We start from the raw sequence: 14844 nt of genomic DNA on the forward strand, positions 1-14844 counted from the left end.
ATGAGTCCAACACAAATTATTTTACTCATTACGGCCTACTTTGGGTTATTAATTTTAATATCCTATTTCACTGGTAAGGAAGATTCCAATGCCGCTTTTTTTAAGGCTAACAAATCTGCTCCGTGGTACCTGGTTGCTTTTGGAATGATAGGAGCATCACTATCTGGTGTAACTTTTATATCGGTTCCAGGTGCGGTTGAAAGTAAACAATTTGGCTATTTGCAAGTTGTTTTTGGATATTTTTTTGGATACTTAATTATCGCCTATGTTTTACTACCTCTTTATTATAAATTAAACCTGACTTCCATATATACCTATTTAAGAGATCGATTTGGCAATACCAGTTACAAAACTGGGTCAGTAGCATTTTTAATATCTCGCACGGTTGGCGCAGCCTTTCGTTTGTTTCTTGTTGCCAAAGTATTGCAGTTATTGGTTTTTGATCAGTTAGATGTACCATTTTTTGTAACGGTTATCATTACAATAGCCTTGATATGGCTTTACACATTTAAAGGAGGCATAAAGACTATAATATTTACAGATACCTTACAGACATTGTTTATGTTGATTTCGGTGGTAGTGACCATCATTTTTTTGGCTTCCTCACTGGATTTGCAAGGTGTTTCAGAGATTTATACTAATGTAAAACAGAGTGCATTAAGTAAAGTATTCTTTTTGGAAGATGTAAACGATGCCCAATACTTCATCAAAAGTTTTCTTGCAGGAATGTTTATTACCATTACAATGACTGGTCTTGATCAAGATATGATGCAAAAAAACCTGACTTGTAAAAATATTAAGGAAGCGCAAAAAAATATGATTTCGTTCAGTGTAGTGTTGATTTTTGTAAACATACTCTTTTTGGTATTGGGGTTGATGCTCACACAATATGCACAACAAAACGGCATCACTGCTAAAAAGGATGATTTATTTCCTACCATTGCCATGCTTCCAGAAATTGGTGTGGTAACTTCAGCCTTCTTTCTCTTGGGGCTTATTGCGGCGGCTTATTCCAGTGCCGATTCAGCATTGACCTCTTTAACTACCTCATTTTGTATTGATATTGTGGAGTTGGATAATAAGCCCCTTGAACAACAGAAAAGTATCAGAAAAAAAGTTCATGTATTATTCAGCGTTATCCTAATATTGGTTATTATCCTATTTGATTCACTCTTTAAAGATGTATCGGTTATTTGGGAATTATTTAAAGCGGCAGGTTACACCTACGGTCCATTATTAGGATTGTTTGCATTTGGCATCTTAACGAAAGCTCAAATAAAAGACAAGTATGTCTGGCTTATTGCTATTATAGCTCCAATAATGTCTTACTTCCTTAATTTATACTCGGTTGATTTATTAAGTGGCTATCAAATTGGTTTTGAAATATTAATCATAAATGGGTTATTTACTTTTCTGGGCCTAATACTGATTCGTAGAAAGTAACACCAAAGTACAGGATTCTTCAAAAGCAACATTATTTTCTTTCAACAATTTATAAAATTCAGGATTTTCAGTCCCTGGATTGAATATAACCCTGTTTGGATTCAAACTGATAATATAATCATAGTACTCATGTTGTCTCATGGAATTTAGATATAAAGTCACAGTATCAATATTTTCATACTGAAGTAACTCGGTATCAATAGTCACTCCAGAAACCTGACCAGATTTCAAGCCAAAAGCAACTACTTCATGATGGCTTGCCACTAATCGTTGAATGGCATAATATGAATATCGGTTCGGTTTTAATGATGCACCTAGCACCAATGTTTTTTTTCCCATGTGTTAAAGTGTTGTTAAGTAATGTTAAAAATAGTAACAGCTGCTAAAAGTAAGCGTCTATGATAATAATAACAAATTGTAACATCAATCAAAAAACAATCAACCTCAATGAAAAAATTACTAACCACATGCTTGTTATTATTATCAATTATCCTGCAAGCTCAAACATCTACAAATAATGTAGCTATACTTTTAAATGGCAGTATTACGGGTACTGTAATAGACGCCAATTTAAATGAACCCTTACCTTATGTAACCATTGTAGTTAAAAATTCTGCAGAAGAAACCATCAACGGATCCATTACAGACAATGACGGAAAGTTTCTAGTTGATAAAATTCCTGCTGGCACTTATACTGTAAATGTTCAATTTATGGGTTATAAGACCATTAGCCAAACAATAACCATAGACAATAATAACAAAGATGTTGATTTAGGTAATATTTTTCTTAAAGAAGAAGCCATGGGACTGGACGAGGTAACTGTAGTTGCTGAAGTATCCACCATTCAACAAAAAGTTGACCGAAAGGTCATAACTGTTGGAAAGGATCTAACCACAACTGGTGCTACAGCATCAGACATTATGACCAATTTACCATCCGTAAACGTAGACCAACAAACTGGAAACATTAGTTTAAGAGGGAATGAAAACGTTCGTGTGATGGTCGATGGAAAATTAAGCAATGTGCCTGTTGCACAACTTCTAAAACAAATCCCCTCTACCTCAATTAAAACCATTGAGTTAATAACCAATCCTTCAGCCAAGTATAACCCTGAAGGCATGAGTGGTATTATCAATATTATTTTACATAAAAACACGAAACTTGGATTTAACGGAAACATTAATTTAGGCTTAACCAAGGAGGTGTATGCAAAATTTAACAGCTCTATAGATATGAATTATCGAAATGGAAAATTCAACTTTTATGGTAGTTATGGTGCTAATGTTGGAAAGTGGGATAATTATGGTGAGATAAATAGATTAGACGATAACTCTAGACAGGATTTTAAATTCTTCAACAATAACAAATCAAACTTGTTTAAAGTAGGACTAGACTACTATCTCGATGACAGAAACACGATTTCAATCTTCACAAATCAAAATATATTTAAAGGCAATGGTGTTGGTAATACATTGCTAACCGACGATAGTTTAGTTAAAAGAGAACAAGTTTTTAGGGACGATACGGATAACTCTTCAGGACAATATAATTTGGTTTATAAACATAATTTCAAAAAAGAAAATGAAACCCTTGATGTTGAAATTGATTACAATGATTTTAGCCAAGATCAAATAGCAGACTTTGATTTTATAAACTTCAGTTTTCCTGAAGATTATATGGATTTTGTAGATACTAATCGTGATCAAACCACTATTAACATTGATTATGTAAATCCGTTAAACGAAAAGACTAAATTAGAGCTTGGAGGTGAAGTGCGATTATTTAATTCAGCAATAGATTATAATTCAACAGGTATAACTTTTAATGATGAAGAGATTATAATTCCAACCCCAAGTACGTATTTTGATTACACTAGAAATATTTATTCACTTTATGCTACTTATGGAAAAACTTTAGAGAAGTGGAGTTATCAAATTGGCGCTAGGTTTGAACAGGTAAATGTTGATGCTGAACCATTGAGAATTTTCGATGATGGCACAACAGAATTATTACCATTTGAAAATGATTATTTTCAAATCTATCCATCAGCATTTTTAACCTATACAGCTTCTGAAAAAAATTCATATCAGTTAAGCTATAGTCGTCGCGTTGATAGACCTGGTTTACAGCAAGTAAACCCAATTAGAGAATGGAGTACGCCACGTGTATCCTCCTTTGGAAACCCAGAATTAAGACCGCAATTCACGAATTCTGTTGAATTAAATTATACTAGAAATTTAGGAAAAGGTAGCTTAACATCAGGTGTATTTTATAGAATAATTGAAGACCAAATAAGTAGAGTTGTTAGAATTGACCGTACCAATATTTCGGATGCCAATTCAATTTTATCCTTCGGTAACTTTGATAACACATTTGCTTATGGTGTTGAAGTATCTGGTAACTACAGACCTACAAAATGGTGGAATTTAAATGGTAGTTTCGATTTGTATTCACAAACACAAATAGGCTTAACTGAATTTATAAATACAGACGACTTACAAAACGCTACCGAAAATGATATCGTTTCATTAGAAACCGAAGTTGAGAATTTAGTATGGAATTTTAGACTGTTCAATAATTTTAGTGTTACTAAAAAATTAAACCTATCTCTTTTTGCTATGTACAGAGGCAAAGAAAAAGGTGTCCAATTTACAAGAGAGCCTATGTATTTTGTTAATACAGGATTACGATATAGTTTCCTTGAAGATAACCGAGCAACTTTTGGGTTCAATTATAACGATATATTCAATACCATGCGATTTGCTTTTGAAGGTGACACCCCTTATCCAAGTGAGGGAGAATTTAACTGGGAAAGTAACACATGGAATATTACACTATCATACCGTTTTGGTGGCGGAAAATACAGAGCATTACAACGTAAACAGCGTGATGATCGTGAAGCTTCAGGTAGCGGTGGTTTTATGTAAGATATATTTAGTAGCCTTCATAATAGTTGATGGTTAGTGTTATTGTTTGGCTATTAAATGAGAAAACCCAAGGTGTCACTGCCTTGGGTTTTTGATTGTATTATGTTAAATGATCGTTAAAAATGTTAATGTTTGAAATAAAATCCAGCTTTTCACGTCTATATAAATAAGTGATAAGTTTTTAAGTAATATAACTGTGAACTTCTCGCGGTTAGTGTTAGTTAAAATTGGTTAATAGCGAAAAACCCGAGGCCTAAAAGTCTCGGGTTTTTTATTTATTATTTCTTAAGAATTTACTACCACCTAATAATCACACTCCCCCAAGTAAATCCGCTACCAAATGCTGCTAGAACAACCGTATCGCCTTCATTAATCTTGCCTTGCTCCCAAGCTTCGGTTAACGCAATAGGAATGGAAGCCGCCGTCGTATTTCCGTATTTCTGAATATTATTAAATACTTGGTCGTCATTCAATTTAAATTTTTTCTGAATAAATTGGGCTATTCGCAAATTAGCTTGGTGCGGTATCAACATATCAATATCTTCAACCTGAAGTTTATTTTTCATAAGCCCTTCCATAATCACCTCACTAAACCGAACCACCGCATTTTTAAATACAAATTGTCCATTCATATACGGAAAGTAACTTTCATCATTAGGATCATTGTCAGCTATGATGTCATTTACCCAACGTTTGCCCATTCCAGGTGCTATCAAAACCAATTCTTCAGCATGCTCACCTTGTGAATGCAAATGAGTTGATAAAATTCCTTTAGTGGTATCCTCTTCACGCGTTAACACGGCTGCTCCTGCTCCATCACCAAAAATCACGGATACACCGCGTCCTCTGGTTGTTTTATCCAAACCATGGGAATGTAATTCACTACCAATTACCAGAACATTCTTATACATACCTGTTTTAATAAAATTATCAGCTACAGATAACCCATACACGAAACCAGAACATTGGTTTCTAACATCAAGCGCACCAACAGTTTTTATATCTAAAGCATGTTGCACCTGTACCCCAGGTCCTGGAAAGTACATATCTGGACTTAAGGTGGCAAATACTATAAAATCAATATCATCCTTATCTATTCCGGCGCGTTCAATAGCAACCTTGGCTGCTTCCACACCCATACTAGCCGTGGTTTCACCAGAGTTTGGTTTTACCCAACGTCGTTCTTGAATTCCCGTACGCTCTTGGATCCATTCGTCGCTGGTATCCATCATTTTAGATAAGTCATCATTGGTAACCACATTATCAGGAACATAATATCCTAGCCCAATTATCTTTGAATTGTACATATTTTAAGTTTAAATAAGTCATGCAATTTAACCATTTAGCACCTAAATAATTTTAAATGTTAATTGCAATCGTTATGCACGCATAACAAATCAGATTTAAGTTTTCTTAACTTTTTATAGTAAGCTTTTTAAGTATCTTTAAGGCTCTAATTAAAATTCTATTGTCATGAAGCGTATTTTAACTCTTTGTTTATTTATTTGTTTTTCCATTGGTTTTTCGCAAGAAAACCTGACGTATCAAAAACCTCATCAAAACATTTTAGAATTAGCCGAAGCGCCTCTTGCCCCAAGTATTCGAATGGATAGTAAAGGTGAAAACATTGTGTTTCTATACCGTAGTAACTATAAAACTATTGAAGAACTTTCTGAAACCGAATTGCGTTTAGGTGGTTTACGGATAAATCCTGTTACAAATATTGGTAGTAGAACAACATATTACACCGATGTAAAAGTCAGGAATGGCAAAAATGGTGATCCAAAACACATTTCAGGAATGCCTGAAAATGGGCGTTTTGCTAATTTTTCATGGTCGCCTGATCAAGAATTTATGACATTCACCAATACGGTATCTAATGGTGCCGAGCTTTGGTTATTGGATGTCCTAAATGCTTCGGTAAAGAAAATAACCGATGCAAATTTAAATGCCAATATGGGTAATCCTGTAACCTGGTTTAAAGACAGTAAGTCAATGTTGATTAAAATGCTTCCTGAGAATAGAAAACCTTTAATCAACACTAAAGAAGCCATTCCGACAGGGCCAACCATTTCGATTAGTGAAGCTGGCGTAAAAGCTCAAAATAGAACCTATCAAGATTTACTTAAAAATAAGAATGACGAACATAATTTTGAGCAACTGGCACAATCAGTTATCTACAAAGTAAATTTAGATGGTTCAAAATCGGTTTGGAAGACAAGCGATATGTATCGTGGTTTATCTTTTTCCCCAAACGGTGAATATGTTATGGTAACCACTATTAAAAAACCTTTTTCATATTTAGTTCCCTATTCTAGATTCCCATTTGCAACAACCATGTACAATAAAAATGGGGACTTTGTTAAAACCATAATCGAAGTGCCTTTAATTGAAGATTTACCTAAAGGATTTATGGCAGAACGTGAAGGTAAACGTGATTTTAGATGGCGTGACGACAGACCTGCCACGTTGGTTTGGGCAGAAGTTTTAGACGAAGGAGACCCTGAAAATGACGTCCCATATCGTGATGAAGTATTTGAACAAGACGCGCCATTTAATGGTCCTGTTAGGTCTATACTAAAAACAAAAGACCGTTTCAGTGGTATTATTTGGGGAGACAATAATACTGCAATTGCATATGATTATTGGTGGAACACCAGAAATGTAAGAACTTACGTATTCAACCCTTCCAAACCGAGTGACGTAAACATTTTATTTGACCGAAACTATCAAGACCGTTATAGCGATCCTGGCAGCTTTGTTACAACAAAAAATGCGTTCAATGAATATGTTTTGGAGCTTGATGGCAATAAGGCCTATTTAATTGGTGATGGATACAGCAAAGAAGGTAAATTTCCATTTATAGATGAATTAGATTTAGAAACCAAAAAAACCAATCGTTTATATCAATCGCAACTTACTGACAAAGTTGAAGACATATCAAGCGCTTTAGATGCCAAAAAAGGTGAATTCGTTGTTCGTATAGAATCGAAAAATGAATATCCTAACTATTACATCAGAAACATTAAAAAGCGTATCGGATTAATCCCTTTAACGCAATTTGAAAATCCGTTTAAAAGCATTCAAGATGTTGAAAAGCAAGTAATAAACTACAAACGTGATGATGGTTTAGACTTAAGCGCCACACTGTATTTGCCAACCAATTACGAAGCAGGTAAAAAGTACCCAATGATTATGTGGGCTTATCCGCGTGAGTACAAAGACAAGAACAGTGCAGGTCAAAATACCTCAAACTCCAATGAATTTACGTATCCTTATTACGGTTCTCCTATTTACTGGGTAACACGTGGTTATGTAGTATTGGATGATGCCTCATTCCCGATAGTAGGTGAAGGTGACGAAGAACCAAATGACAGTTTTATTAAACAATTGGTTGCCAATGGTAAAGCTGCTATTGACGCTGTTGATGCCATGGGATATATAGACCGAGATCGCGTTGCTGTTGGTGGACATAGTTATGGTGCGTTTATGACTGCCAATTTACTATCACATTCCAACTTATTTGCTGCCGGTATTGCCAGAAGTGGGGCTTATAATAGAACTTTGACTCCTTTTGGTTTTCAAAGCGAAGAACGCAACTATTGGGAAGCACCAGAGATTTATTACAACATGTCGCCATTTATGCATGCAGACACGATGAAAACACCTTTGCTGTTAATTCATGGTGAAGCTGATAATAATTCGGGAACCTATCCTCTTCAAAGTGAACGTTACTTTAATGCGTTAAAAGGATTAGGTGCTCCAGTACGCTTGGTTATGCTGCCAAGAGAAAGTCATGGTTATGCAGCCAAGGAATCCATTATGCACATGCTTTGGGAACAAGACCAGTGGTTAGAAGAACATGTGAAAAATAAAGCAGAAGTTAATACGCCTGAAGCAACTATAAAGAATTAAGTTTTGAATTTTATTTTTTGAAAGCACTATTAAACCGAATAGTGCTTTTTTTTTGCTCAAAATGTCACTTTGTCACCTTTTTTGTCTTGGTACTTTTTTTGTCTATTCGTTGTCATAAGTAATAAACACAATTAAAATAGACATATCATGACAAAAGGAAATATTAATGTTTCGGTTGAAAACATATTCCCACTCATTAAAAAATTCTTATACAGTGACCACGAAATCTTTTTACGTGAGTTAATTAGTAATGCGACAGATGCAACTCTAAAACTAAAACACTTAACCAGTATTGGTGAGGCCAAAGTAGAATATGGCAATCCACAAATAGAGGTTAAAATTGACAAAAAAGGCAAAAAACTTCACATCATTGACCAAGGTATTGGTATGACTGCTGAAGAAGTTGAGAAATACATTAACCAAGTTGCTTTTTCTGGCGCTGAAGAATTCTTGGACAAATATAAAGATGCTGCCAAAGATTCTGGTATCATCGGTCATTTTGGTTTGGGTTTCTATTCGGCATTCATGGTTGCGAATAAAGTTGAAATTATTACGAAATCATATAAAGATGAACCTGCTGCACATTGGACGTGCGATGGATCTCCAGAATTCACTTTAGAACCAGCTGAAAAAACAGAGCGTGGTACTGAAATTATTCTTCATATTACGGAAGACGACAAAGAGTTTTTAGAAGAGTCACGTATCCGTGAGTTATTGGTGAAATACAATAAGTTTATGCCAGTTCCAATCAAGTTTGGTACCAAAGAAATAAACGATCCAGATTTCACGCCAAAAACTACAACAGATAAGGACGGTAAAGAAACCACAGAGCCTCATAAAAAAATCACGGTTGATAATATTATCAATAATCCAAATCCAGCTTGGACCAAGCAGCCAACTGATTTAAAAGATGAAGATTATAATAATTTCTACCGTGAGCTCTACCCGATGCAGTTCGAGGAGCCTTTATTTCACATTCATTTAAATGTAGACTATCCGTTTAATCTAACGGGAATTCTATATTTCCCAAAAATGACGAATGATTTAAATATTCAACGTGATAAAATTCAGTTATACCAAAACCAAGTTTTTGTAACTGATAATGTTGAAGGTATCGTTCCAGAGTTTTTAACCATGTTACGCGGTGTAATCGATTCACCAGACATTCCATTAAATGTATCGCGAAGTTATTTACAAGCCGATGGTGCGGTAAAGAAAATCTCATCTTACATCACACGTAAGGTAGCTGATAAGTTAAAATCATTATTCAATAATAATCGTGAAGATTTTGAGAAGAAATGGGATGACATTAAGATTGTGATTGAATACGGTATGCTTTCAGAAGAAAAATTCTTTGAAAAAGCCGATGCTTTTGCATTGTACCCAACAGTTGATGGTAAGTATTACACCTATGATGAATTGTACAATGCTATTAAGGCCAAGCAAACAGATAAAGACGATAAGTTAGTGATTCTTTATGCTTCTGATACTGACGCACAACACAGTTATATTGAAACTGCTAAAGCCAAAGGTTATGAAGTGCTGTTATTAGATTCACCTATTGTTTCGCATTTGATGCAGAAATTAGAAGGTAGTAAAGAAAATATTTCTTTTGCACGTGTGGATGCCGATCATATTGACAACCTCATCAAAAAAGATGATACCAAAATTTCAAAACTTTCAGAAGACGAAAAGAAACAGTTGGATGAATTATTGAAAGAAGTCATTCCTTCTGAAAAATTCATGGTTCAACTAGAAACTATGGATAGTGATGCGGCTCCGTTTATGATTACGCAACCAGAGTTTATGCGTCGTATGAAAGAAATGCAGCAAACCGGTGGTGGTGGCATGTTTGGTATGGGTAATATGCCAGAAATGTACAACTTGGTTGTTAACACCAATTCTGAATTGGTAGGTGAAATTTTAAATACCAAAACTAAGAAAAAACAAGAGCGTTTAATTAATCAGAGTTTGGACTTGGCACGATTAAGTCAAGGGCTTTTGAAAGGTGAAGAGTTGACAAACTTCATTAAGCGAAGTTATGATATGATAAAGTAACTATTTCATTATACTCTTAACAAAAAAACCACTTCAAAATTGAAGTGGTTTTTTTGTATTCAGATTTTCAATTGTGCTATTAATATTTCAAATAGTTTAGTGAACTATGAAACTCACATTATTAGTATCTTTAGATAAACTAAAAAATTACATTATGAAAAAACTACAAACTTTCACATTATTATTTGCGATTTTGATGTCAACCTCTTTGTTTGCGCAAGAAGTCGAAGAAAAAGCAAATTCAAAAATTAGTGTTATTGCTTATGGTGGTATTGGCTATGGAATTGTTGATAATGACAATCAATCAAACTATAATCTAAACAGTAATTCAGGTGATCTCGTAATTAATTACAAATTTTCCAAAAATTTTGGTGTTGCTACCGGATTAGGTTTAAACCAATTAAGTGGTAACGGATTTAATAGTGCTGGACAATTTTATCACGAACGTGACTTAATAAAAATTCCATTATTGTTAAGTATCGATCAAAATGTTGGTGACAATTTTAAGGTTTTTGTTTACTTGGGTCCATATGCTCAAACTATTGTAAATGACGAATATACTTTTGTAAATGCAAAGGTTGAAGATGTTTATGAAGGTTGGAATTTTGGATTTCAATTAGGTCTTGGCTTTTTATATGATGTCAGTGACAGATTCAGTCTAGGCCTGAATTATTTGGGACAATCTGATTTGTCTAAATTGGAAACCAAAAACAATCAAATCATTAATGATGAACAGCGATTGAAAAATCTAAACACAGTTGGTCTCATGTTTATTCTAGATTTCTAATTTAAAAATGGTAACTACTTAACTTCGAAATCAAAATACGTATCCGGAAATGGCTCATTTCTCAACGTAAAATGCCACCATTCTTTAGGGTAGTTTCGAAAACCATATTTTAGCATAACCGCCTGCAATAACTGGCGGTTTTGTTTTTGTTTTTCTGAAATTTCTGCGTAATCAACCCATGATTCTTCTCCAAAAAAATCATAAGGACTTCCCATATCCAAAGGCTGGAGTGTGTTGGCATCGATAATGGTTAAATCCAGAGTACTGCCACGACTATGACCTGAACGCGATGCTATATAACCTTCCTTAAACAGGTTTCGTTTTTGAACACCAGGGTAAAACTGTTGTTTGTTAATTGTATCATTCAAATCTTTTGCCCAACGCATAAAATGATTGACTGCACGTTGTGGCCTGTAACCATCATAAACCAACAAACACAAGTTTTGTTGTTGTAGTTCTTCTTGCACCAATTTAAGGGCTTGAGCTGTTGGTTTAGTTATTATAAGAGAATTAGCATGATATCCATCAATAGTGTCCCCAACAAAATTATGGATACCATAATAGCTCAAATCAACTTCTAGATCGGGAATAACTGATTTAGCATAAACAAAAGTATCTGGCAAGTGATTCTGTTTTGAAAATGCCAAAAAGAATATCACCAAAACAAAAATGACGAGTTTGTTTTTCATACGATAAAAGCTAATTTAGAAAAAAAATACCATGGATTTGTTTTCAACTAAAAAAACCCATTTAAAACTGCCCGATGCTGAATTAACTTACATCGCTGATTTCTTGCCCAAGAAAAAAGCTGAAAACTTATTTGAATCACTTAAAAAGAATACAAATTGGCAGCAGGATACCATTTCCATATTCGGCAAAACATACAACCAGCCCAGGCTAACGGCCTTATTTAATAATACAGGTAAAACATACTCCTACTCTAATATCACCATGTATCCGGAAGCATTTTCAAAAGAGTTATTAGAATTAAAACAAACTATAGAAAAAATTTCTAATTCAAAATTCAACTCGATATTGCTAAATCTCTATCGCAATGGTCAAGATAGTAACGGTTGGCATGCCGATAATGAAAAAGAACTTGGGACTAATCCCACAATTGCATCATTGAGTTTAGGCGCTGACAGAGTTTTCCATTTTAAACACCGTCAAATCAAATCAGAAAGGCACAAAATAACTTTAGCAAATGGTAGTTTATTAATAATGTCTGGTGCTATGCAGCACAATTGGTTACATCAGATTCCAAAAACAAAAAAGATTATTAAAGAACGAATTAATCTGACATTTAGACAAATTTATTGAACAAAAAAAACCGAGGTCCCTCAACCTCGGTTTAATTTAATTTGCACTTTTATTATGCTGTTAGATTTAGGGTCTCTAGTATCAACGACATAATGCAAATATTAATTAATTAATCCATTGAACTAAAAAGTATGTCTTTTAGTACACTTCAAATGTAGAATTATATTTTAAAAACAACGTTTAAAGACATTTATTTTCGATGAAATGCGCTTTTTTTTAACATTTGAAGTCAAAATATTACATTTTATCGACGAAATGCATAATTTGTAAAATGATTGACAAGTGTTTTAGAGAATAGAATTATATAATAAAAAGCTATTTTTACGGTTATTAAAAATATTTCATCAATTAAAAATCTATCATTGAAATGAGATTATCACTTTTAGTTTTTCTTCTGATTTTTAATTTTATTGGATTCTCTCAAGAAGGTAATCCTTTGGAAACCGATATTGTCATTAATGAGCACATTGAGGGCTCACTCCTATTGCCCGTAGGCGGACAATCTGATTATTTGGCAATCATCATAGCTGGATCAGGACCAACGGATAGAAACGGCAATCAGAATTTTTTAAAAAGTAACAACCTTAAAAAGTTGGCCCAAAGTTTGGCCCAGGAAAATATCGCCAGTTTTCGATATGATAAACGTATTGTAAAACAAATTCGCAAAGGTAATGTGGATAAGAATATCATGTTTGATGATTTTGTAACCGATGCGTCATCAGTGATTAACTATTTTTCTGAAAAGAATCAGTTTAAGTCCATTTATGTTATTGGTCACAGCCAAGGAAGTTTAGTTGGCATGATGTCAATTTCAGATGAAGTTTCTGGTTTTATTTCACTGGCAGGTGCCGGACAATCCATTGATGTGGTTATTACCGAACAGATACAAAAAATGGCACCAGGTCTTACCGAAGATGCCAAGAAAACCTTTGAAATTCTTAAAAAAGGGGAAACAACAACGGACTACCCTCCTGCTTTAGCTTCGGTTTTTAATATTGACACGCAACCATTTATTTCTAATTGGATGCAATACCAACCAAAAGAAATCATTTCTAAAGTAGACATTCCTATTCTCATTGTAAACGGCACCAAAGATCTGCAGGTTTCAGTTGAAGAAGCCAATCAATTAAAAGAAGCCAATCCAAAGGCACAATTAGTGATTATCGAGAACATGAATCATGTACTCTTTATTATTGAAGGTGATGATTTAGAGAACTCCAAATCTTACAACGAATCCTTCAGACCCATTTCAACAGATCTTGTAGAAGCTATTTCCAGTTTTATAAAACACTAAGCACAACACATTAGGTTTCCTTAAAGAAAAGCATCCCGAGAGGGATGCTTTTACTTACTAACCAACCAAAAATATGAAATGTTATTGCCTTTTATTAAAGTAACCACACTTTAACTAAAAGTTAGCTACAATAACAGTTAATATAATTCAATTAGCGTGCCAAACTTGATTTGCATGATAAAAACTTTTGTGATATATTTGTGATATCATTTTAATATCATTATAAATTTTTAAATCATGAAAGAAGAGAAAATCATCGTCCCTGCCAATGGCTACTTGATGCTATTTGTATTTTTAATATTGTTTTTTGGGACCATAGCTCTAGCTATACTTAAAGAACAACCAGAATATCTGCCCATAATACTAATAGCTATTCTTATTGCTCCGGGTTTTATTATGGTTCAGCCTAACGGTTCGCGTGTGCTATTGTTGTTTGGAAAGTATGTAGGTACTGTCAAAAAGAACGGTTTTTACTGGGTCAATCCTTTTTATACTAAAAAGAAGATTTCCTTAAGGGCGAGCAACTTTGACAGTGAACGTTTAAAGGTTAACGATAAACTTGGTAACCCGGTCATGATCAGTACTATTTTGGTTTGGCGTGTTCAAGACACTTACAAGGCTGCTTTTGATGTTGATAATTATGAAAACTTTGTTCGCGTTCAAACAGATGCTGCCGTAAGAAAATTGGCAAGCATGTATCCTTATGACAATTTTGCCGATGAAGGTGTTGACGAGGATATCACATTGCGCTCCAGTGTTAATGAAGTGAGTAATGCCTTGGAAAAGGAAATTGATGAACGACTATCTATTGCCGGAATTGAAGTTTTAGAGGCTAGAATTGGTTATTTGGCTTATGCGCAAGAAATAGCTAATGCCATGTTGAAGCGTCAACAAGCAACGGCTATTGTGGCTGCAAGACATAAAATTGTGGAAGGAGCTGTGAGTATGGTAGAAATGGCTTTGGAAGAATTGGGCAAAAAACAAATTGTAGATCTAGATGAAGAACGCAAAGCAGCCATGGTAAGTAATCTTATGGTTATTTTATGCGGTGATAAAGACGCTTCCCCTGTTGTTAATGCAGGTACTTTAAACCATTAAA

Annotated in this window: 11 protein-coding genes; 8 read left to right on the forward strand and 3 right to left on the reverse strand. The window is 34.3% G+C overall.

Annotated features, from left to right (window positions below; genetic code table 11):
• Positions 1 to 1443, forward strand: a complete 1443-nt coding sequence (locus C1T31_RS04835) for a sodium:solute symporter (protein WP_103051363.1) — start codon at positions 1 to 3, stop codon at positions 1441 to 1443.
• Here the strand turns inward: C1T31_RS04835 and C1T31_RS04840 are convergent.
• On the reverse strand, positions 1420 to 1782 hold the full coding sequence (locus C1T31_RS04840) for a CoA-binding protein (RefSeq protein ID WP_103051364.1): 363 nt from the start codon (positions 1780 to 1782) through the stop codon (positions 1420 to 1422). The genes C1T31_RS04835 and C1T31_RS04840 overlap by 24 nt on opposite strands.
• A gap of 108 nt (positions 1783 to 1890) precedes the next feature.
• Here C1T31_RS04840 and C1T31_RS04845 point away from each other — a divergent pair, with 108 nt between their 5' ends.
• Positions 1891 to 4371, forward strand: a complete 2481-nt coding sequence (locus C1T31_RS04845) for an outer membrane beta-barrel family protein (protein ID WP_103051365.1) — start codon at positions 1891 to 1893, stop codon at positions 4369 to 4371.
• 296 nt (positions 4372 to 4667) lie between these two features.
• Here the strand turns inward: C1T31_RS04845 and C1T31_RS04850 are convergent, their stop codons facing one another.
• On the reverse strand, positions 4668 to 5678 hold the full coding sequence (locus C1T31_RS04850) for a 3-oxoacyl-ACP synthase III family protein (protein ID WP_103051366.1): 1011 nt from the start codon (positions 5676 to 5678) through the stop codon (positions 4668 to 4670).
• A 166-nt stretch (positions 5679 to 5844) separates the two neighbouring features.
• On the opposite strand from C1T31_RS04850, the gene C1T31_RS04855 reads away from it, so the two are divergent.
• The 3 genes from C1T31_RS04855 (at position 5845) to C1T31_RS04865 (ending at position 11131) form a co-directional block, all read left to right on the forward strand.
• On the forward strand, positions 5845 to 8286 hold the full coding sequence (locus C1T31_RS04855; RefSeq protein WP_103051367.1) for an alpha/beta hydrolase family protein: 2442 nt from the start codon (positions 5845 to 5847) through the stop codon (positions 8284 to 8286).
• Between the two features lie 147 nt (positions 8287 to 8433).
• Positions 8434 to 10344 (forward strand): molecular chaperone HtpG, encoded by a 1911-nt coding sequence (gene htpG, locus C1T31_RS04860; RefSeq protein WP_103051368.1) that lies wholly within the window; start codon positions 8434 to 8436, stop codon positions 10342 to 10344.
• A gap of 154 nt (positions 10345 to 10498) precedes the next feature.
• On the forward strand, positions 10499 to 11131 hold the full coding sequence (locus C1T31_RS04865) for an outer membrane beta-barrel protein (protein ID WP_165780070.1): 633 nt from the start codon (positions 10499 to 10501) through the stop codon (positions 11129 to 11131).
• 14 nt (positions 11132 to 11145) lie between these two features.
• On the opposite strand, the gene C1T31_RS04870 is transcribed toward C1T31_RS04865, so the two are convergent.
• On the reverse strand, positions 11146 to 11820 hold the full coding sequence (locus tag C1T31_RS04870; protein ID WP_103051370.1) for a M15 family metallopeptidase: 675 nt from the start codon (positions 11818 to 11820) through the stop codon (positions 11146 to 11148).
• Between the two features lie 31 nt (positions 11821 to 11851).
• Here C1T31_RS04870 and C1T31_RS04875 point away from each other — a divergent pair, with 31 nt between their 5' ends.
• From C1T31_RS04875 to C1T31_RS04885, 3 genes are all read left to right on the forward strand, one after another.
• Positions 11852 to 12451 (forward strand): alpha-ketoglutarate-dependent dioxygenase AlkB family protein, encoded by a 600-nt coding sequence (locus tag C1T31_RS04875; RefSeq protein WP_103051371.1) that lies wholly within the window; start codon positions 11852 to 11854, stop codon positions 12449 to 12451.
• Between the two features lie 367 nt (positions 12452 to 12818).
• Positions 12819 to 13745, forward strand: a complete 927-nt coding sequence (locus C1T31_RS04880; RefSeq protein WP_103051372.1) for an alpha/beta hydrolase — start codon at positions 12819 to 12821, stop codon at positions 13743 to 13745.
• Between the two features lie 237 nt (positions 13746 to 13982).
• Positions 13983 to 14843: an SPFH domain-containing protein gene (locus tag C1T31_RS04885; RefSeq protein WP_103051373.1), complete on the forward strand. Its 861-nt coding sequence runs from the start codon at positions 13983 to 13985 to the stop codon at positions 14841 to 14843.
• Position 14844 lies beyond the last annotated feature (1 nt).

This window comes from Hanstruepera neustonica, from assembly GCF_002895005.1.
Lineage (GTDB): Bacteria > Bacteroidota > Bacteroidia > Flavobacteriales > Flavobacteriaceae > Hanstruepera > Hanstruepera neustonica.

Bases quoted from the DNA above. Each gene is read 5' to 3' on its own strand.
- C1T31_RS04835 (WP_103051363.1), top strand. From the start codon at position 1: ATGAGTCCAACACAAATTATTTTACTCATTACGGCCTACTTTGGGTTA.
- C1T31_RS04840 (WP_103051364.1), bottom strand. From the start codon at position 1,782: ATGGGAAAAAAAACATTGGTGCTAGGTGCATCATTAAAACCGAACCGA.
- C1T31_RS04845 (WP_103051365.1), top strand. From the start codon at position 1,891: ATGAAAAAATTACTAACCACATGCTTGTTATTATTATCAATTATCCTG.
- C1T31_RS04850 (WP_103051366.1), bottom strand. From the start codon at position 5,678: ATGTACAATTCAAAGATAATTGGGCTAGGATATTATGTTCCTGATAAT.
- C1T31_RS04855 (WP_103051367.1), top strand. From the start codon at position 5,845: ATGAAGCGTATTTTAACTCTTTGTTTATTTATTTGTTTTTCCATTGGT.
- htpG (WP_103051368.1), top strand. From the start codon at position 8,434: ATGACAAAAGGAAATATTAATGTTTCGGTTGAAAACATATTCCCACTC.
- C1T31_RS04865 (WP_165780070.1), top strand. From the start codon at position 10,499: ATGAAAAAACTACAAACTTTCACATTATTATTTGCGATTTTGATGTCA.
- C1T31_RS04870 (WP_103051370.1), bottom strand. From the start codon at position 11,820: ATGAAAAACAAACTCGTCATTTTTGTTTTGGTGATATTCTTTTTGGCA.
- C1T31_RS04875 (WP_103051371.1), top strand. From the start codon at position 11,852: ATGGATTTGTTTTCAACTAAAAAAACCCATTTAAAACTGCCCGATGCT.
- C1T31_RS04880 (WP_103051372.1), top strand. From the start codon at position 12,819: ATGAGATTATCACTTTTAGTTTTTCTTCTGATTTTTAATTTTATTGGA.
- C1T31_RS04885 (WP_103051373.1), top strand. From the start codon at position 13,983: ATGAAAGAAGAGAAAATCATCGTCCCTGCCAATGGCTACTTGATGCTA.